Genomic DNA, 18,945 nt, shown 5'->3' on the forward strand with positions numbered 1-18,945 from the left:
GGTTTGCGCATCAGCTCTATGCCGGCGGCCCGCGCCGCCTTGGCGACGAGCTCGGAGCCGTCGGCGGTGACGATCAGCGCCGGCACGGGGCGGCCGAGATAGTCGCGCACGTCGGCGATCGTYGCGGTGCCGAGGTCGCCGCCGTCGAGATGCTGGTCGGCGATGACGATGTCGGGCACCCAGGCGGTGTCGCCGAGCAGGTCGAGCGCATCGTCGGTCGAGGTGGCGGCGCGCACCTGGCATTGCCAGCGTTCCAGCAGCGAGGTCATGGCGGAGAGCACGTCGACGTCGTTCTCGACCAAAAGCACCTTGGTGCCGAACAGGCCGTAGCCGCGCGGGCGCTCCATATCGGCGACGGCCGCCACCGGTTCGGCTGCCATGCCGACCGGCACATCGATGTGGAAGATGGTGCCGCGTCCGACCTTCGAGGAAAAGGTCACGGGGTGGCCGAGCGCGGCGGCCATGCGGCGCACGATGGCGAGGCCGAGGCCAAGCCCGCCGGCGAGCCCGGCGTCGGAAAGCGTCGCGGTGCCGCGGTGGAATTCCTCGAACACCGCCTCGCGCTGGTCCTCGGCAATACCGCAACCGGTGTCGGCGACGTCGATGCGGATGGTATCGCCGCGATGCCTGGTGCCGACCAGCACGCCGCCGGAGCGGGTGTAGCGCAGGGCGTTGGAGAGGATGTTCTGCAGGATGCGCCTGAGCAGCGTGCGGTCGGTCCGCACGACGACATTGACCGGGCGGAATTTCAGCAACAGGCCCTTCTTTTCCGCCTCGGGCAAAAAGTCCGAGCGCAGCGAGGAAAACAGCGTCTCCAGGCTGATGTCGACGATTTCCGGCTGCACCACGCCGGCGTCGAGCTTGGAGATGTCGAGCAGGGTGCGCAAGAGGTCTTCCATCGTCTCCAGCGAGCGCTCGACCTGGCGCACCAGCTTGCGGCCTTCCTCGCTGGTCTGGACCTCGGCCAGCGCCGAGACCGACAGATGCGCGGCGTTGAGCGGCTGCAGCACGTCGTGGCTGGCGGCGGCGAGGAACCTGGTCTTGGAAAGGTTCGCCAGCTCGGCCGTTTCCTTGGCGGCGACGAGGTCGATGTTCGACTGCTCGAGCCTGCGCAGCGTGGCGTGCAGTTCCTCGGTGCGGTTGCGCACCCGGTTTTCCAGCGAGATGGCGGTCTGGAACAGCGAGAAGGCGTTGCCCTGCTGGTCCATCGAACGCTCGACCCGGCTGAGAAGGGCCGCGTTGATCTTCTTCAGCCTTTCGAGATCATTGATGTCGCGAAGCGGCATCTCGCTCACCCGGCTGCCCGGCGCTCGCCAAAGGCGATGCCGGTAAAGGTCTGGTTGAGGTGCATCGAGCGATACTGCTCGCCATAGGTGCCGAAGCCGATGACCTTGTTGGTCCGGTAGAGTTCCGAAATGTCACGGTAGACCTGACGGTTGCGCGCATCGAGCCGGCGCAGCACGCAGTCGAAGCCCAGGATCATGTCGATGCCGCCGACCTTGCGTTCGGCGTCCTCCAACGCGGCGCGCGTCGCCTCCACCATGTTCTTCGGCTGGGCTATGGACAGGACGACACCGTCGTCGATGGCGCAGAAGAACGACAGCGAGCCGTCGACATGCATGCGCTGGATGGAACGGCAGTAATATTCGCCGGCCACCTTCACCACGACGGGATGGGAAGCGAAGCTTAGCGGCGTCAGCGCCTGAGCCACAGTGCCGACGGAGGCCGCGTATTCCTCCGCYGCATTGGTGGCGTTGAATTCGCGCACGATGCGATGGTCGGGGTCGGATGCCGTCACCACCAGCTTCTCGTCGGTCGGAATGAAATTGTCGGTCTTGAAGACGTGGAAAGGGATCTCGGTCGCGACCAGCACGATGATGGCGCTGTCGGACGTGACCTTGCCGTTGGAGATCAGACTGGTCGTCTCGAATTTCAGGTCGTCGCCGGCCGAGCCGCCGATCAGCGGGATGTCATCCAGCCCCCAATGGATGGCCGAGGTCACCGCTTCCTCGGCATAGGAAAGCCCGTCGATGAAGCAGAGGGCAAAGACGCTCTTCGCCCGCTCCCGGCCGGCGCGGGTTTGCAGCAGGCGCCGCAGTTCCACGACCTCGCCGGTGATTCCATCCATGCCGGAGGAGGAGAGGTTTTCGACCGTGGTGCTGACGATCGAAAACGACGCCGACGGCAAAAGCAGGGCAAGGGCATGCCCTTCCTCCAGCCCCTGCGGCGTGATTTCGCCGGCGGTCGAGCAGCCGGCATAGGCGAGCGATGGCGCGTGGAGCTTCAGCGCCTGCGCGAGCGCCGCCGCGTCGACCAGGCTCTGGGAGAAGAACAGAAGCGCGAAGCCGGCATCGACGATCGCCGCTTCCGCCGCGATGGCCMGGGCAAAGGAATCCGGGTCGGGCTCATCCGTGGTGAGCGCCGAAAGGCCCGATGCATAGCGTGTGCTCGAACTGGCCAGCTGCCTCCTCCGCAATTTCCTCCAACGCTGTTTTTGTGCGTGTCTTTTCTTATGCCTGTCAGGCACGCTTCGCGTCGAAGRCATCTTTGCCTTCAATCCCGGTTTTGGCAATGGGGCGGGTTGCTGCGCTGCACATAGCTTTTGCCATGATCGAAAGTACAATGGAACCGGCGCTGGCAGGGCTGTTTTGCCCGTTGTACGGTGCGTGAATAACGTATTGCCGAAGCACGAGCGCGGCGTCGGCAGGCGAGGACCAAGGTTAATACCCAGGGAGGGGCTGTATGTCGGACGTGTCGTTGACTRTGAACGGGAAACGGGTCAGCGGGAGCGCCGAAGGCCGAACGCTGCTGGTGCATTTCCTGCGAGAGCATCTGGGCCTCACCGGAACGCATGTCGGTTGCGATACGTCGCAATGCGGCGCCTGCGTCGTGCATGTCGACGGCAAGGCGGTGAAGTCCTGCACGATGCTCGCCGCGCAGGCGTCCGGCTCGACCATCGTCACCATCGAGGGACTGGCGGACGGCGTGGAGCTGCATCCGGTGCAGGCCGCGTTCAAGGAACATCACGGACTGCAATGCGGCTTCTGCACACCCGGTATGATCATGACGGCGACCGACATGATCGCGCGCCATCCGGAGGGCCTGGACGAGGCGACGGTGCGCGCCGAGCTCGAAGGCAATATCTGCCGCTGCACGGGCTRCCACAACATCGTGAAGGCGATCCTCGCCGCATCGGAGACGATGGCGAAGGGCGCCAAGGGCAAGGCGAAACAGGCTGCTTAGAGTGAATGGTGAATAGTGAATGGTGGATAGTGCCGCTGGCTGGCACGTTCGACCATTCACCATTTTACAATTCACCATTCACCGGAGGAGGAATTTCCCATGGGTATCGAAGGCGTCGGCGCCCGCGTAGCGCGCAAGGAAGACAAGAGGTTCATCACCGGCGGCGGCCGCTATGTCGACGACATGGTGGTGCCGGGCATGAAGCATGCCGTGTTCGTACGCAGCCCGCACGCGCATGCGCAGATCAAGAAGATCGATGTGAGACAAGCGCAAGCGATGCCGGGCGTCATTGGCGTCCTGACGGGCAAGGAACTCAAGGCCGATGGCATCGGCAATCTGATCTGCGGCTGGATGATCCACTCCAAGGACGGAACGCCGATGAAAATGGGCGCGTGGTCGCCCCTGGCCGTCGACAAGGTGCGCTATGTCGGTGACGCGGTCGTCGTCGTCGTCGCCGATACCAAGGGCCAGGCGCGCGACGCGGCAGAGGCGGTCGAGATCACCTACAAGGAACTGAAGGCGGTGGTCGATGCCACGAAGGCCATCCAGCCCGGCGCGCCGCAGATCCATGCCGAGGCCGAGAACAACCTGATCTTCGACTGGGAGCTCGGGGACGGCAAGGCGACCGACGCGGCGATCAAGTCGGCGGCCCATGTCACGCGCATGAAGATCRTCAACAATCGGCTGGTGCCGAATGCGATGGAGCCGCGCGCGGCGCTCGGGCACTACGACAAGGCCGAGGACCACTATACCTGCTGGACGACGTCGCAGAACCCGCATGTCGCGCGGCTGGTGATGAGCGCCTTCTACAATGTCGCTCCGGAAAACAAGCTGCGCGTGATCGCGCCGGATGTCGGTGGCGGCTTCGGCTCCAAGATCTACATCTATCCGGAAGAGATCGTCTGCCTGTGGGCCTCGAAGAAGACCGGCGTTCCGGTCAAATGGGTCGCCGACCGCACCGAAAGCTTCCTTTCGGACGCGCATGGCCGCGACCATGTGTCGACGGTGGAGATGGCCTTCGACAAGGACAACCGCATCACCGGCCTCAAGGTCGACACCATTGCCAATCTCGGCGCCTACATGTCGCTGTTCTCGTCCTGCGTGCCGACCTATCTCTACGCGACGCTCTTGTCGGGCCAGTACAACATCCCGGCGATCCACGCCAATGTGCGCGCCGTCTACACCAACACCGCGCCCGTCGATGCCTATCGCGGGGCAGGGCGRCCGGAGGCCACCTACGTGCTCGAGCGCATGATGGAAACCGCGGCGCGCGAGCTTGGAGTGTCGCCGGCGGAACTCAGATGCCGGAACTTCATCACGTCCTTCCCCCATCAGACGCCGGTGATCATGGCTTATGACGCGGGCGATTATAACGCCTCGCTCGAAGCGGCGATGAAGGCCGCCGACTATGCCGGCTTCACCAAGCGCCGCGCCGACGCCGCCAAGCAAGGCAAGCTGCGCGGCATCGGCATGAGCTGCTACATCGAGGCCTGCGGCTTGGCTCCGTCATCGGCGGTCGGCTCGCTCGGCGCCGGCGTCGGCCTCTGGGAATCGGCGGAGGTGCGCGTCAATGCCGTGGGCACCATCGAGGTGCTCACCGGCTCGCACAGCCATGGCCAGGGCCATGAGACGACCTTCGCGCAGCTTGTCACCCAGCGCTTCGGCGTGCCTATCGACTCGGTCTCGATCGTGCATGGCGACACCGACAAGGTGCAGATGGGCATGGGCACTTACGGCTCGCGTTCCGGCGCCGTCGGCATGTCGGCCATCGTCAAGGCGCTCGACAAGGTCGAGGCCAAGGCCAAGAAGATCGCCGCGCACCTTTTGGAAGCGGACGAGGGCGACATCGTCATCGAGAATGGCGAGGTCAAGGTCGCGGGCACCGACAAGAGCCTGCCCTGGTTCCAGGTGGCGCTTGCCTCCTACACCGCGCACAATCTGCCGGCGGGCATGGAGCCCGGGCTGAAGGAGACGGCCTTCTACGATCCGTCCAACTTCACCTTCCCGGCCGGTTGCTACATCTGCGAGGTCGAGATCGATCCGGAGACCGGCCTGACGGAGATCATCCAGTTCGTCGCGGCCGACGATTTCGGCAACATCATCAATCCGATGATCGTTGAAGGGCAGGTGCATGGCGGCATCGCCCAAGGCGTCGGCCAGGCGTTGCTGGAAGGCGCGCATTATGACGCCAGCGGCCAGCTTCTGACGGCGAGCTACATGGATTACACGATGYCGCGCGCGGGCGACCTGCCGTCCTTCAAGGTCTCGACCTCGAACACACCTTGCCCGGGTAATCCGCTCGGCGTCAAAGGCTGCGGCGAGGCCGGCGCCATCGGTTCGCCGCCGGCGGTCATCAACGCCATCACCGACGCGCTCGGCGTCGTCGACATCGCCATGCCGRCATCGCCCGCGACGGTGTGGGCGACCATCCACGCCAAGAAGCACTGAGGAGGAACGAGTATGTATTCGGTCAATTACCATCGCGCTTCCTCCGTCGCCGACGCCGCCAAGCTGCTGAAGAACGGCGACGCCAAGCTGCTCTCCGGCGGCATGAYGCTGATCCCCGCCATGAAGACGCGGCTTGCGTCACCTTCGGACCTCGTCGATGTCTCGCGGCTGAAGGACCTGCAGGGCGTCAAGGTGTCCGGCAAGACGGTCACCATCGGTGCCGCGACAACGCATTACGATGTCTCCACCGACGAGAAGCTGAGGAAGGCCTGCCCGGCGCTTGCGCATATGGCTTCCTTGATCGGCGACCCGGCCGTGCGTCACAGGGGCACGATCGGCGGCTCGATCGCTAACAACGATCCGGCGGCCGACTATCCGGCTGCGCTGCTGGCGCTGGGCGCGACGATCATCACCAACAAGCGCGAGATCGCGGCGGACAAATTCTTCAAGGGCTTGTTCGAGACGGCGCTGAAGGAAGGTGAGATCATCACCGCGGTGAGCTTCACCGCGCCGGCCAAGGCGGCCTACCAGAAGTTCCGCAATCCGGCTTCGCGTTACGCCATCGTCGGCGTGTTCGTGACCAAGGGCAAGGACGGAGTGAGGGCGGCGGTGACCGGTGCCGGCGAGGACGGCGTTTTCCGCTCCAAGGAAATCGAGGCGGCGCTGGCGAAGAATTTCGACGCTGCGGCGCTCGGCGGCCTCAAAGTGCCGGCAAAGGGGCTGATGAGCGACATCCATGCCTCCGCCGACTACCGCGCCAATCTGATCGCGGTGATGGCCAAGCGCGCCGTGGCCGCGGCAAACGCCTGAACGGCGACGCCGCGGATCAAGGAAGGGGCCGCATCGGCCCCTTTTTCTTTGCCATAACAACGGTTTGACCGGAAACTCCGGTCAAATTGCAGCTTCGCACTTGCACAAAGTTATCCCGCACTGCAAAATAAATCCGGCGGGAATACCAGAGGGTCCGGGACGCGGGCGACGCGTCGCTACGGACCTCGAGTTGCGAAGGCACGGTATGACCGACATCTCCGCAGCGTCCGTTGTTCTGCCGCGGACCGCCGCCGACAGGGAAGCCAGGACAAGACTTGCCTTTCTCGACGGCTGGCGCGGCCTGTCGATCGCCTTGGTGCTGATCGGCCATTTCTTTCCGGTCCCGGGAATCAATCTCGGCGTCCTCGGCGTCGAGTTCTTCTTCGTGCTGAGCGGCCGRCTGATGGGCGAGATCCTGTTCATCGAGCGCTTTCCGCTGAAGAAATTCTTCAAGCGGCGTTTCTCGCGCATCTATCCAGCGCTRCTTGTGTTCGTGATCGCTGCCATGGTCGGCCTTGCCGGCACCTACATCGCCTTCAAGTGGAAGGCGGCGCTGACGGCGCTGACCTTCACCTACAATTATGCCGGCATCTTCATCAATCGCGCCGGCGCGCTCGACCATATCTGGTCGCTCTGCGTCGAGGAGCACTCTTATATCCTCTTGGCGCTGATCAGCGTGGTGGTTTCCGGAAGGGCGAATGTCGTGCGGCTGCTGCTCGTGCTGGCGCTGCTGGCAATGGCCAACGGCGCCATTTCGTACGGGGTTCTCGGCATGGGCTACGAGACCACCTACTGGCGCACCGATGTGCATATCGCCTCGATCCTGCTATCGGCCGCGATCTGCCTGCTCAAGGCCGACGGGCGCCTGCCGGCTTTCCTGAAGAGCCGCTATGTGGCTCTTGCGGCCGCGGCCTGCGGCGTTCTGCTTTTCAGCAACCCGATACCGACGCCTCTGCATTACACCCTCGCCGTGCCGCTTCTGGCTCTGGCGGTCAACACGCTCGACTTCGCCGGCGGTACTCTGAAAGGGCCGTTGTCATCACGGCCGATGGTGATGCTCGGGCTGTGGTCCTACTCGCTTTATCTCTGGCAGCAGCCTTTCTACAAATTCGTCGATGAGCGCGGCAGCGCACCGATCCCGATGCTGGCGGCCGTATTCGCCTGCGCGCTCTGCAGTTATTACGTGATCGAGAAGCCGGCCCGTGGCTGGCTCAACCGCAATTGGTGAGCATCGGCTCTGATTGCGCTGGTCCGATTTCACGTGTTTAAGAAATATCTAAATTAGATATCTGTAATTTAATTTGAGAAAATACCAATATCTGCTTGGGGGCGCTGTGACGATGACCATTATACATTGGTACTAGGGCAGGAATTCTTTATTGCCGCTCTCGTTTCTCCTTCTAGGTTTCCAGACAGGACAACGGGAGGAAGAAATGACAACGACCATTGTCGAAGGAGCGGGTGGTTGGCTCGATCGCTCTCACACCATCGCCGAGCCGGGATTCAGCCGATGGATGGTGCCGCCGGCGGCGCTTTGCATTCATCTGTGCATCGGTCAGGCTTACGCGTTCAGCGTGTTCAATCTGCCGATGTCGAAGCTGATCGGCATCACCGAGTCGGCGCCTGACGACTGGAAGCTGACAGGACTGGGCTGGATATTCTCGATCGCAATTCTGTTCCTTGGCATTGCCGCCGCTTTCGGTGGCGGTTGGCTCGACCGCGTCGGGCCGCGCAAGGCGATGGTAGCCGCCGCCTGCTGTTTCGGCGGCGGCTTCATCATCTCGGCGCTCGGGGTCTACCTGCACCAGCTCTGGATCATCTATCTCGGTTATGGCGTGCTTGGCGGCATCGGTCTCGGCCTCGGTTATATTTCGCCGGTGAAGACGCTGATCACCTGGTTTCCGGATCGGCCAGGGATGGCGACCGGCATGGCGATCATGGGCTTCGGCGGCGGCGCCTTCATTGCCTCGCCGCTATCGGTCTATCTGATGAACCTGTTCTCGACGCCCGAGCATATCGGCGTCGCCGAAACCTTCATCGTGCTCGGCATCGTCTATTTCATCTTCATGATGATCGGCGCCATCATCGTAAGAGTGCCGCCGGATGGCTGGCGGCCCGCCGGATGGACGCCGCCCGCAACRCAAGCCGCGCTGATCACCAGCGGCAACGTCCATCTTGACGATGCGCTGAAGACGCCGCAGTTCTGGCTGCTGTGGGGTGTGCTTTGCCTTAACGTGACTGCCGGCATCGGCGTGCTCGGCCAGGCTTCGGCGATGAGCCAGGAGATGTTCCCGGGGCGTATCACGGCTGCTGCTGCTGCGGGCTTTGTCGGCCTGCTTTCGATCTTCAACATGCTCGGCCGCTTCTTCTGGGCCTCGGCCAGCGATTATATCGGCCGCAAGATGACCTACGCGGTCTTTTTCGTGCTGGGCGTGCTCTTGTATGCGGCCGTGCCATGGACCGGAAAATCCGGCAACGTGTTCCTGTTCGTGCTGTTCTACGGCATCATCCTCAGCATGTACGGCGGCGGTTTCTCCACTGTTCCGGCCTATCTGCGCGATGTCTTCGGCGTGCGCTATGTCGGCGCCATCCATGGCCGGCTGCTGACGGCCTGGTCGGTTGCCGGCGTGCTTGGCCCGGTCCTAGTCAACTACATCCGCCAGTACCAGATCGACAGCGGCGTGGCGAAGGCCGACGCCTATACGGTGACGATGTACATCATGGCCGGCCTGCTCGTCGTGGGATTCCTGCTCAACCTGATGATGCGGCCGGTGGCCGAGCGCTTCCACATGAAGCCGGAAGCGGCGAGGGCATAAGGAGATCGAGATGGCACAGGACAACGACAATACCGTCAAGCTTACGCTCGCCTGGCTGCTGGTCGGCATACCGCTGGTCTGGGGCTTCTGGACGACTGTGGTCAGTGCCGTTCCGTTGTTCCGGTAAGTTCGTTCCAGTAAGTTGGGGCGTCAACCGGGGAGGCCGGTTCGGCCAGCCTTCTGCGCAGCGAGATAGCGGCGAAGCCCGGCTTCGCCGCGCGGCGTGGTCCAGCGGTGGTTCCAGGCGAAGGCTGGTCTCAGAAGCGGCGCCAGAAATTTGAGGATCGGCCTCTCGACCGTGACCTGCCAAACCAGATCGACATGGGTTCCGGCTCCGGCCGGCGACAGCTCCGCACGCCATAGCCCGTCGAAATCGCCGAAGGTTTTTACTACCACCAGCCGGCCGGGTATGAGCTCGGCAGCTTCGATGATGAAGTTCAACTCATAGGGCAGGGCGCCGCGCGCTGTTGCCCTGGCACGGGCGCCGACGACGCCCTTGCCCTTCTTGTCGAGCGGCTCGACCTCCTTATAGGCATCGCCCCACCAGAGAGGCAGAAGCTCAGCATCCGATAGCACGTCCCACACTTGCTGCGGGGTGCCTTCAGGGATGTCCCAGCTCTCGTCGAAGCGGAAGACGTTGCTCGCCATGATGTCGCCCCCGGCAGCGAAGAGGGGATATTAGCTTCAGCTTGTTTTCCTGGCCAGCGTTGCGGCGGTGCTCAGGTGGCGATGGGCTTTGCCCAATAACGCACCGACTTTTTGCCGCCGTGGATCACCGCATCGCCGACCTCGGTGAAGCCAAGCGCGGCGTGGAAGGCATCGGAGGCCGGGTTGGGCGGATCGGCATTCACCTCGCAGGTGACGATAGTATGTCCGGCGCGCCGGGCTTGCTCGAACAGATCCTCATAAAGCCGGCGCGCATGGCCGCGRCCGCGGGCGCCCGCTGCTACGACGACACGATCGACATAGACGAAGCGCGGGTAGCGCTGGCGAAACCAGAGGAAGTTCGGGCTGTCGTAGTCTGCATCCTGGTCGAAGGTCATGATGAAGGCTTCAAGCGCGCCGATGCGGCGCGTGTAGAAGGCTTGGCTGATGAGGAAGGACAACCGATCCGCCTCCAGCCAGGAAAGTTCCGCCGCATGCTCGTTGTTGAGCACTAGGATGGCGGCTTCGTCGGCGGGCGAGACGCGTTCGATCGGCGGCAGATCTTTGGTCGTCTCAGCCATCAGGCTCTCGCGGCCGCGATCGTCGCCGCCACCTTGGCTTGGTCGGTCACGGTGTTGCGATATTCGCGGTCGAGGTCGGTGCCGCCCATGCCGACATTCGGGTTGCGGTAGCGCATGGCGCTCGGAACATCGGCAAGCGCTGCAAAATGCATTTCGGTCAATCCGGTGCGCTTGCGCACCTCGCCGATCGTGTCCGGCGCCAGGGCGCCGCAGCCGAGGATGATGATGCGCGAGCCGGCCTGGCGAACGAGCTCCGCCAGAAGCTCGACGCCTTCGAGCGCCGTGTCGCGCTGGCCGCTGGTCAGCACGCGGCCGACCTTGCAGCGGATCAGCGCTTCGAGCGCCTCGAACGGATCGCGCGTCATGTCGAAGGCGCGATGGCAGGTGACGTTGAGCGGGCCGGCGGCCTCGACCAGCGCGCTCATGCGCGCCTCGTCGATGGCGCCGTCGGCGGTCAGGCAGCCGACGACCACGCCGGCGACGCCGAGCTCGCGCAGCGCTTCGACGTCGGTGAGCATCGAGCGGTATTCGGTCTCGCTGTAGAGGAAATCGCCGCCGCGCGGGCGCACGATGACATGGAAGGGAATGGTCGCGCTTTCGAGCGCGGCGCGCACCGTGCCGAGGCTCGGCGTGATGCCGCCCTCGACCAGGCTGGCGCAGAGTTCGACCCGGTCGGCGCCGGCGGTCTGCGCGGCAAGCAGCCCGTCAATGCCTTCGACGCAGATTTCGATCAGGGGGGGTGAGGCGGCGGTCACGGGCGTACATCCATGGTTGGCGAGAGCGCAGCCCTAGCATCCGGTCCACCGCCTTGAAAGCCCGCAATGATCGGTCCAGACGCCCGGACTGAACAAGCCGTCCGGCGTGCGCCAGGCGAGCGCCTGACGATTATTGCTTCAGGATCGTGTTCTTGGCGCCGTGCTCAACCTGGTCTATCACCAACAGCTTCACAGGATCAGTACCGATATTGGTGGCCTGATGCCATTGGCCGATCATCTCGATGATGAAGTCGCCGGTCTTATAGGTGTTGGCAGCGCCGGTCTCGACATTGGTGACCTTGAGCGTGCCTTGTTCGACATAGGCGTAGCGCGGGAAGGGGTGCTTGTGCACCGGCAAGGTCGCGCCCGGCGCGATCTGATAGGATGAAACCTGAACCTCGACGTTCTTCTGCGGCAGCGTGATCGGCTGGCCGGAGGCGGTCGCGGTCTTGGACGCCAGCGGTGTCACCACGACGGGCGTGTTCGAGCTGTCCAGCGCGTTCGCGCTCGTCGTGATAAATGCCGCCGCCAAAAGYAGCGCCGATGCCGTCATGTTGCGCATGAGATTCCTCCAGAGGGCGTCAGCTTGGCGCGTAGGGCGCCAAGGCGCAAGCTCGGAACAATAGAATAGCTAACGCTTCGCTGGCGCCTGTTTGGGCGGCCGCAGCAACAGGGCAAACGGCACAAGGATCGCCGTCGCTACGGCGCAGTAGAAAAAGACGTCGATATAGGCGAGCAGCGAAGCCTGGCGGCCGATCTCCTGTCCGATCCAGCCGATGGCCTGCTGCCTGGCTTCGACCAGCGGCGAACCCTCGGCGACGAAATGATCCGTCACCTGGCGCAGCGTCTGCTGGTAGGTGTCGCTCGACTGCGCGGTGTGGCCGACCAGCACCGACTGATGGAATTGGGCGTTCTGGGCAATGACCGTGTTGGACAGCGATACGCCGATGCTGCCGCCGATGTTGCGGGCGACATTGATCAGCGACGATGCCTGGTCGGTCTTCTGCGGCGGCAGACCGACATAGGCGGCGGTGGAGATCGGGATGAACAGGAACGGCAGGCCGATCATCATATAGACGCGCGCATAGGCGAAGAAGCTGAAGCTGGCGTCCGGCGTCAGCGAGGTTGTGTGCCAGAGCGCGACCGCGACCACCGCCATGCCCATCATGATGAGATAGCGCGGCTGAATGATGCCGGCGGCAAAGCCCGAGATCGGCATCAGCATGAGCATGGCGATGCCGCCCGGCATCATYGACAGGCCCGAAAGGGTGGCGGTGTAGTCGAAGGTCGTCTGCTGCAGTTGCGGCAAAAGCTGCGTGGTGCTGAAGAGCACGGCGCCCACTGCCATCATGACGAGGAACGACATGCCGAACTGCCGGCTGAAGAGCAGGCGGATGTCGACGATCGGATCGCGCCTCGTCCACTCCCAGGGGACCAGCAGCACGAACGACACTGCCGAGATCACGGCGAAAGTGGTGATGAAAGTCGAGGCGAACCAATCGTTGCGTTGGCCTTCGTCGAGAAAGACTTCGAGGCAGCCGAGCGCCATCGCCACCAGGATGAAGCCGATCCAGTCGACTTTCAGCCCCTTGCTCAACCGCTCGCGGCGCTCGCGTTCTAGAATGTCGGGCTCGATCACCAGCCATTGCACGAGCGCCAGCGACATGATGCCGAACGGCACGTTGATGAAGAAGATCCAGTGCCACGAGAAATTGTCGGTCAGCCAGCCGCCGATGGTCGGCCCTACCGTCGGCGCGACGATCACTGCAATGCCATAAAGAGCAAAAGCCTGCGAACGCTTCTCCGGCGGAAACGTGTCGGCGAGGATCGATTGTTCGCTCGGCGCCATGCCGCCGCCGCCGAGCYCCTGCAGGATGCGGAAAGCGATCAGCGTTGGCAGATTGGGCGCCAGCCCGCACAGCAGCGACGCCAGCGTGAAGGTCGCCACGCAGATCATGTAATAGCGCTTGCGGCCGATGATGCTGGTCAGCCAGCCACTGACGGGAATGATGACGGAGTTGGCGACGAGATAGGTGGTGATCACCCATGTGCTCTCGTCCATGCCGGCGGCCAGGCTGCCGGCGATGTTGCGCAACGCGACATTGGCGATCGAGGTGTCGAGCACCAGCATGAAGGTTGCGATCGAGACGACGATCGCGATCAGCCAGGGATTGCGCCCGCCGGCGGCGGAACGGCTTTCGTTTCCCTGGGCTGTTGCGGCATCGCTCATCGTACCTTGACCGTCGGCACCACCGACATGCCGGGACCGAGATAGACGCCGGGGGGCTGGTCGAACACGATCTTGACCGGAACACGCTGCACCACCTTGACGAAATTGCCGGTGGCGTTTTCGGCAGGCAGCAGGCTGAACGCCGTGCCGCTGCCGGCCTGGACGCTGTCGACATGGCCATGGAAGGTCTTTTCCGGATAGGCATCGATGGCGATGTCGACGGGCTGGCCCGGTCGCATCAGGTCGAGCTGCGTCTCCTTGAAATTCGCCTTCACCCAAACGTCCTTGGGGACGAACATCATCAGCACCTGGCCGGGCTGCGCATAGGTGCCTTTCGCCGCCGTGATGTTGGTGGCATGGCCGGCGACCGGTGCCGTGATGGTCGTGCGAGTGAGGGTGGTCTTGGCCTKGTTCTCGGTGGCCTCGGCCTGCCGAAGCTTGGCTTCGGCACTCTTGCCTTGAGCCTGCAGAACCGCCACCTGGCTTTTCGCGGCCTCGGCATTGGCGTTGGCGGCATCGAGCGATGCCTGGTCCTGGCGCAGGGTCGAAGCGGCCTGCTGGGCCTGCTGTTGCGTCGCGGTGCCCTTGGCCAGGAGCTCACGGTTGCGCTGGTCCTCGGATCTGGCGAATTCGAGCGCCGCCTGAGCCTGCGCCACCTGCTTTTCGGCGGCATCGATCTTGGCGTTCTGCGCCTCGGTTTGGGCCTGCACATTGGTGATATCGGCCCGCGYGGCAACCACGCCGGCTTGCGCCTGTTTGAGCGAGGCCTGATAATCGCTGTCGTCGATGCGCAGAAGCACGGCGCCGGCCTCGACCGGCTGGTTGTCGGTGACGGCGACATCGGTGATGCGTCCGGCAATTTCTGCGCCGACCGTCACCGTGCGGGCGTCGATGAAGGCGTCGTCGGTCCATTCATACTGCCGTGCGTTGATCCACCAGATGACCACGGCGGCGATGACCAACAGTATGAGGATCGCGACGATCGCCGCTATATAGGGATGGCGTTTGATGAGGCCGGGTCTGTTGCCGTCCGACGAACTGTCATTCGCCTGCGTGTCTTGTGAACGCTCATCGTCGCGCCCGTTTTCCACGCGCTTTTCGTCGCCCGGCGGCCGTTGCCGCTGGTCGGACCGGGGCTCAGCCCGCGCTTCTTCGGCGGGAGCGGTTTCGCGCTCTTTTCTTTCGGTTTTCGCGTCCAAGGCAACGGAACCCAGAATCGTTGACCCCTTGCAGCAGGGTCAACGGGTGGTTTCCGCAAAGGTTCCTGTCCCCGAATACCGGGCGGCGGCCCGGGCTGGCGGCTGTCAGCCCGCCATCCAGCCGCCATCCACCATCAGGTTTATGCCGGTGACGTAGCTCGCCATGTCGCTGGCGAGAAAGAGCGCAGCGCCTGCCACGTCGTTCGGCTGCCCGAGCCGCGGCCAGGGCGTGYGGCGGCGCGAATAGTCAAGCGCGTCGGGGTCGTTGGCGACGCCCGGCTTGCCGGTGATGATCTTGCCCGGCRCAATCGCGTTGCAGACGATCAGGTCGTCGGCATGGTCGACCGCGATCTGGCGCGTCATCTGCACGATGCCGCCCTTGCTCACCGAATAGGGAAAGTCCCCGGGGCAGGCGACCATGCCGTGCTGCGATGAGATGTTGATGATGCGGCCGCGGACGTCGTTGATTGGCGCCTGGGTCAGCATCTGGGTGACGGCGCATTTGTTGCAGTAGAAGAAGCCCGTCAAATTGACGCCGATGACGCGGTTCCATTGCTCCGGCGTGGTCTCGATCAGGTTGGTGCTGGTGTAGATCGCGGCATTGTTCACCATCACGTCGAGCCGACCGAAGCGACCGACGGTTGCGCCGACAAGCGCGTCGACGGCATTCCAGTCGGAGATGTCGGTTTTCATATGGACGGCATTGCCGCCGGCGGAGCGGATCAACTCGRCCGTGCTCTGGCCACCTTCGATCGGCTGCTCGACCGTGTCGGCAACGACGATGTTGGYGCCCTCGGCGGCGAATTTCAGCGCGATGGCACGGCCGATGCCGGAACTCGCTCCGGTGACGATGGCGGTCTTGTTGGCGAGCAGGGCCATGGTGTTCAGCTCTCCCGGGTGACGATCTTCCCTTGTGCCGGACCGACCAGCCGCCCGTCGCGCACGATCTCGCGGCCGCGCAGAAAGACATTTGTGAGCCGCGCTTTCACGGTCCAGCCGTCGAAGGGCGTATAGCCTGCCCGCGACACCTGGTCGGCATTGGCGATGATGCTGGATCGGCGTGGGTCGACGATCAGCAGATCGGCATCGTATCCGGCGGCAATGCGGCCTTTGCGCCGRCCGAGGCCGAAGCGCTCGGCGGGATTGGTTGAGCACATGCGCACCAGGTCCGGTAGGCCGATAAACCCTTCGTCGACCAGCCTCAGCATGGYGGGAAGCAGCGTCTGCAATCCCGGCATGCCGCCCGGGATGTCGGCGAAAGCAGCATAGCGCGCCGTCTTCTCGGCCGGCGCATGCGGGGCATGATCGGTGGCGACGATGTCGATCAGCCCCGCRCCGAGCGCGGCGCGCAGCGCATCGACGTCGTGAGGCGAGCGCAAGGGCGGCGAGGCCTTCAGATTCGCGCCCTGCGTTTCGTAATCGCCGGCGGTGAAGAACAGGTTCTGCGGCGTCGTCTCGACGCTGGCGTCGGCGATGCCGCGCAGCCGGCTCCAAGTTTCGACACCCAGTTCGGAATTGATCTGGCGGACATGGATCCTCGCCTCGGCCGAGGCGGCGGCGACCAGCGCGCGGGCGATGCCGTTGGCTTCGGCCAGCGGCGGCCGGCTGACCAGGAAGGCAGTGATCGTACCCGAGCGATCTCGCTCGGAGCTGCCGGTCAGGATCGATTGGTCGCCGGGTGAGATGYCGATCAGCGTGTCGGCGCCGGTGAACGCTTTTAGCGCTTCGGCCACCTTGTCGAGCGTGGCGAAGAGGAAGGCGTCCGGCACGTCGGCGGTGAACAACTCGAATGACACCGGCGCGCGATCGAGCAGTAGAGGAACGAGCGAGAGGTCGCGGCTGACCACGGCTTGCAGCCCGACATCGACATGGATGCGATTTTCGGCCAAGGCCATCTTGTCCGCGAGCTGCTCAGCCGTCGCGGTCCAAGGCTCGTCGGTCGGCATATCGAGCACGGTCGTCACGCCGCCCAATGCGGCTGCATGCGTGCCGGACGAAAAATCCTCCTTGTGGGTCAGCCCGGGCTCGCGCAGATGCGCATGCGCGTCGACAAGGCCGGGCAGCACGAAACAGCCGGAGGCGTCGACGACCGTCCTGGCTTCGGCGGCTTCGCCGGGCGCGACGATTGCCACGACCTTGCCCGCCRCAATGCCGATGTCCCCGCGGCCGAGGCCATCGGCGTTCACCACCGTTGCACCACGGATCAGCGTGTCGAACATCGCTCAGCCGCGCTGCTCGAAGCGGGCATGATTCGCGTGCCAGAAGCGGGCTATGTCCTCGCGGCGCATGAAGGCGGCGCCCTCGCTCTTTCGGACGTGCTCGATCACCTCGCGCAGGCACGATGCCCGGTTGGGCTGGCCCGTCCAGCGGGCGTGAATGCCGATGGTCARCATGCGGCCGCCAATCTCGTCGGCTTCTGAGAGCATATAGTCGATGGCCGAGCGGCAGTCCTCGGCGAAGTCGCGCGGATTGCCGTAGCCGGGCGCGACGAGGTAGCGGCTGTCGTTGAGCGTCTTGGAGTAGGGGACGACGAGGATCTCCGTGCCCCGGTGGTCGAGAAAATAGGGCAGGTCGTCATTGCAGGGATCGGAGTGGTAGAGGAAGCCGCCTTCCTCGACCAGAAGGTCGCGCGTGTTGACGCTGGGCAGCGAGCGGCAGTTCCAGCCGAGCGGCCGCTTGCCGAGCAGCTTCTCGTAAAGCGCGATCGCCTCGTGCAGGTGGCGCTCTTCCTCAGCTCGCGCCATCGTCGTGTAGTCGATCCAGCGCAGGCCATGGCCCATCAGGTCATGTCGGCGGCTCTTCATCCATTCGACCAAGGGCGGGTTGCGTTCGAGCGCCACGGCGCAGGCGGAAAAGGTGACCGGAATGTCGTAGCGGTCGAACAGCCTGGCCAGGCGCCAGACGCCGGCGCGGCTGCCATATTCGTAATGCGTCTCGGTGCCGAGGTCGCGCACCGGCATGCTGCCGGTCAGATTGTATTCGCCCCAATTGTCGTTGCGGCCGTCTTCCAGCCAGTTGTACTCCGACCCCTCTTCATAGTTGAGCACGAGGTTGACGGCGAGCTTCACGCCGCCCGGCCAGACGACGAAAGGCGGATGCGGGCCGTAGCCGACAAAGTCGCGCGGCTGCGACGCTTGCTGCAGGTCGGTCGGCATCTCTCGTCCTCCTTCGGCTTGGTTTGGCTCAGCTTTCGTTGGCGGCAATCCAGTCCATGTAGGCGTGGAAGGCTTCCTTGCCTGAGCGCGGCCGCCATGCGGTGTCTCGCATGATGCGGGCGATGTCATAGGCGCCCCACATGCCGCCTTTCAGCGCCACATCCTGAACGATATTGGCATCTGCGCCCGGCGTCACCTCGGCCTTCAGTCCCGGCACGCGTTCGGCTGCCCAGCCGATGATCTCGCCGATGGTCTGGCTCGACCCCGAGCCGATATTGTAGTGGCGGTAGTTGAGGCACGGCGCATCGATCAGCGCGAGAATGGCGGCGGCAACGTCGGTCGAGGCGACATAGTCGCCGACGGGTTCCAGGCTGTTCGGCCTGATCGTCTCGCCGGCCAGGGCCATATGCGCGACGCGGTTGGGGACGTGGCGGAAGTTGCGGCTCTCGGTGGCGCGGTCCATCGGACCATAGACCGAAGCGAGCCGCACCGAGACCGCCGACAGGCCGAACAGGTCGGCATAACGGTTGGTGACCATTTCGGAGGCGAATTTCGAGATGCCATAGAGCGTCAGCGGCGCGACATAGCCGTCTTCCGGCAGCGGTTCGCCGCTCCAGTCCGGCCCGTTGTGGCGGTAGACGGACCCGGAACTGACATAGATGAAGCGCTTGAGGCTGGGTCCCGTACGCGCCCAGTCCAGCATGCGCACAGTGCCCATCAGATTGACGTCGACGATGCGGGCCGGGTCCTCGGCCTCCGGCTGGCGCTTTGCCTCCGTGGCGCTGCCGCGCGAGATCGGCGTGATCGTCGCGCCATGGACGATTGCCGTGATGCCTTGCTCGTCGAGCCTCGCGGACCAGGCTTTCGGGTCGAGGATATCGGCGGAAATCACCGTGAGCCGGTCGCGCACTGGAGCGAAATGCTTTTCGGCCGCCGCGTCGAGGCCGGAGCGGTCGAGGATCACGGCGCGGGCTTTGGGATCGCGGTCCAGCCATGCGCGCGCGACCACGCTCATGACAAAGCCGGTACCGCCGGTGACGAGCAAGGTCATGGGAATTCCTCT

General features: G+C 64.1%; 17 protein-coding genes. 5 read left to right on the forward strand and 12 right to left on the reverse strand.

What is annotated here, in order from left to right:
• Positions 1-1,286, reverse strand: a 1,286-nt coding sequence (locus LCM4576_RS09845) for a hybrid sensor histidine kinase/response regulator (protein ID WP_071032065.1), incomplete at its 3' end; no start/stop codon positions are given.
• Between the two features lie 5 nt (positions 1,287-1,291).
• Positions 1,292-2,476, reverse strand: a complete 1,185-nt coding sequence (locus LCM4576_RS09850; protein WP_320411850.1) for an FIST N-terminal domain-containing protein — start codon at positions 2,474-2,476, stop codon at positions 1,292-1,294.
• A 266-nt stretch (positions 2,477-2,742) separates the two neighbouring features.
• Here LCM4576_RS09850 and LCM4576_RS09855 point away from each other — a divergent pair, with 266 nt between their 5' ends.
• From LCM4576_RS09855 to LCM4576_RS09875, 5 genes are all read left to right on the forward strand, one after another.
• Positions 2,743-3,243, forward strand: coding sequence for a (2Fe-2S)-binding protein (locus tag LCM4576_RS09855; RefSeq protein WP_071031931.1), 501 nt, complete (start codon positions 2,743-2,745; stop codon positions 3,241-3,243).
• A 99-nt stretch (positions 3,244-3,342) separates the two neighbouring features.
• Positions 3,343-5,691 carry a xanthine dehydrogenase family protein molybdopterin-binding subunit gene (locus tag LCM4576_RS09860; protein WP_071031932.1) on the forward strand — a complete coding sequence of 783 codons (2,349 nt, stop codon included), beginning with the start codon at positions 3,343-3,345 and terminating at the stop codon, positions 5,689-5,691.
• Between the two features lie 12 nt (positions 5,692-5,703).
• Positions 5,704-6,501, forward strand: a complete 798-nt coding sequence (locus LCM4576_RS09865; RefSeq protein WP_071031933.1) for a xanthine dehydrogenase family protein subunit M — start codon at positions 5,704-5,706, stop codon at positions 6,499-6,501.
• A gap of 205 nt (positions 6,502-6,706) precedes the next feature.
• Positions 6,707-7,729 carry an acyltransferase gene (locus LCM4576_RS09870; RefSeq protein WP_041007441.1) on the forward strand — a complete coding sequence of 341 codons (1,023 nt, stop codon included), beginning with the start codon at positions 6,707-6,709 and terminating at the stop codon, positions 7,727-7,729.
• 205 nt (positions 7,730-7,934) lie between these two features.
• Complete coding sequence (locus tag LCM4576_RS09875; RefSeq protein WP_071031934.1) at positions 7,935-9,317, forward strand: OFA family MFS transporter; 1,383 nt, start codon at positions 7,935-7,937, stop codon at positions 9,315-9,317.
• Positions 9,318-9,467: 150 nt separating this feature from the next.
• Here LCM4576_RS09875 and LCM4576_RS09880 read toward each other — a convergent pair whose 3' ends face one another.
• The 10 genes from LCM4576_RS09880 to LCM4576_RS09925 form a co-directional block, all read right to left on the reverse strand.
• Positions 9,468-9,965 carry an SRPBCC family protein gene (locus LCM4576_RS09880; RefSeq protein ID WP_071031935.1) on the reverse strand — a complete coding sequence of 166 codons (498 nt, stop codon included), beginning with the start codon at positions 9,963-9,965 and terminating at the stop codon, positions 9,468-9,470.
• Between the two features lie 71 nt (positions 9,966-10,036).
• Complete coding sequence (locus LCM4576_RS09885) at positions 10,037-10,543, reverse strand: GNAT family N-acetyltransferase (protein ID WP_071031936.1); 507 nt, start codon at positions 10,541-10,543, stop codon at positions 10,037-10,039.
• On the reverse strand, positions 10,543-11,298 hold the full coding sequence (locus tag LCM4576_RS09890; RefSeq protein ID WP_071031937.1) for a copper homeostasis protein CutC: 756 nt from the start codon (positions 11,296-11,298) through the stop codon (positions 10,543-10,545). Before LCM4576_RS09890 ends, LCM4576_RS09885 begins: the two co-directional genes overlap by 1 nt.
• A 130-nt stretch (positions 11,299-11,428) precedes the next feature.
• Positions 11,429-11,860 carry a cupin domain-containing protein gene (locus LCM4576_RS09895; protein ID WP_071031938.1) on the reverse strand — a complete coding sequence of 144 codons (432 nt, stop codon included), beginning with the start codon at positions 11,858-11,860 and terminating at the stop codon, positions 11,429-11,431.
• 69 nt (positions 11,861-11,929) lie between these two features.
• Complete coding sequence (locus LCM4576_RS09900; RefSeq protein ID WP_071031939.1) at positions 11,930-13,528, reverse strand: DHA2 family efflux MFS transporter permease subunit; 1,599 nt, start codon at positions 13,526-13,528, stop codon at positions 11,930-11,932.
• Entirely contained in the window at positions 13,525-14,619 is a 1,095-nt protein-coding gene (locus tag LCM4576_RS09905) for an HlyD family secretion protein (protein ID WP_244510759.1), read from the reverse strand. The genes LCM4576_RS09900 and LCM4576_RS09905 overlap by 4 nt, the downstream gene beginning before the upstream one ends.
• Before the next feature lie 213 nt (positions 14,620-14,832).
• On the reverse strand, positions 14,833-15,606 hold the full coding sequence (locus LCM4576_RS09910; protein ID WP_071031941.1) for an SDR family NAD(P)-dependent oxidoreductase: 774 nt from the start codon (positions 15,604-15,606) through the stop codon (positions 14,833-14,835).
• Positions 15,607-15,611: 5 nt separating this feature from the next.
• Positions 15,612-16,946, reverse strand: a complete 1,335-nt coding sequence (locus tag LCM4576_RS09915) for a dihydroorotase family protein (RefSeq protein ID WP_071031942.1) — start codon at positions 16,944-16,946, stop codon at positions 15,612-15,614.
• 3 nt (positions 16,947-16,949) lie between these two features.
• Positions 16,950-17,882 (reverse strand): polysaccharide deacetylase family protein, encoded by a 933-nt coding sequence (locus LCM4576_RS09920; protein WP_071031943.1) that lies wholly within the window; start codon positions 17,880-17,882, stop codon positions 16,950-16,952.
• A 28-nt stretch (positions 17,883-17,910) separates the two neighbouring features.
• Positions 17,911-18,933, reverse strand: coding sequence for an NAD(P)-dependent oxidoreductase (locus tag LCM4576_RS09925; RefSeq protein WP_071031944.1), 1,023 nt, complete (start codon positions 18,931-18,933; stop codon positions 17,911-17,913).
• Between the last annotated feature and the right edge of the window lie 12 nt (positions 18,934-18,945).

It is taken from the genome of Mesorhizobium sp. LCM 4576 (genome assembly GCF_001854815.1).
Classification (GTDB): Bacteria; Pseudomonadota; Alphaproteobacteria; order Rhizobiales; family Rhizobiaceae; genus Mesorhizobium; species Mesorhizobium plurifarium.

Excerpts from the sequence above, each read along its gene's own strand:
- LCM4576_RS09880 (WP_071031935.1), bottom strand. The coding sequence starts at position 9,965 with ATGGCGAGCAACGTCTTCCGCTTCGACGAGAGCTGGGACATCCCTGAA.
- LCM4576_RS09925 (WP_071031944.1), bottom strand. The coding sequence starts at position 18,933 with ATGACCTTGCTCGTCACCGGCGGTACCGGCTTTGTCATGAGCGTGGTC.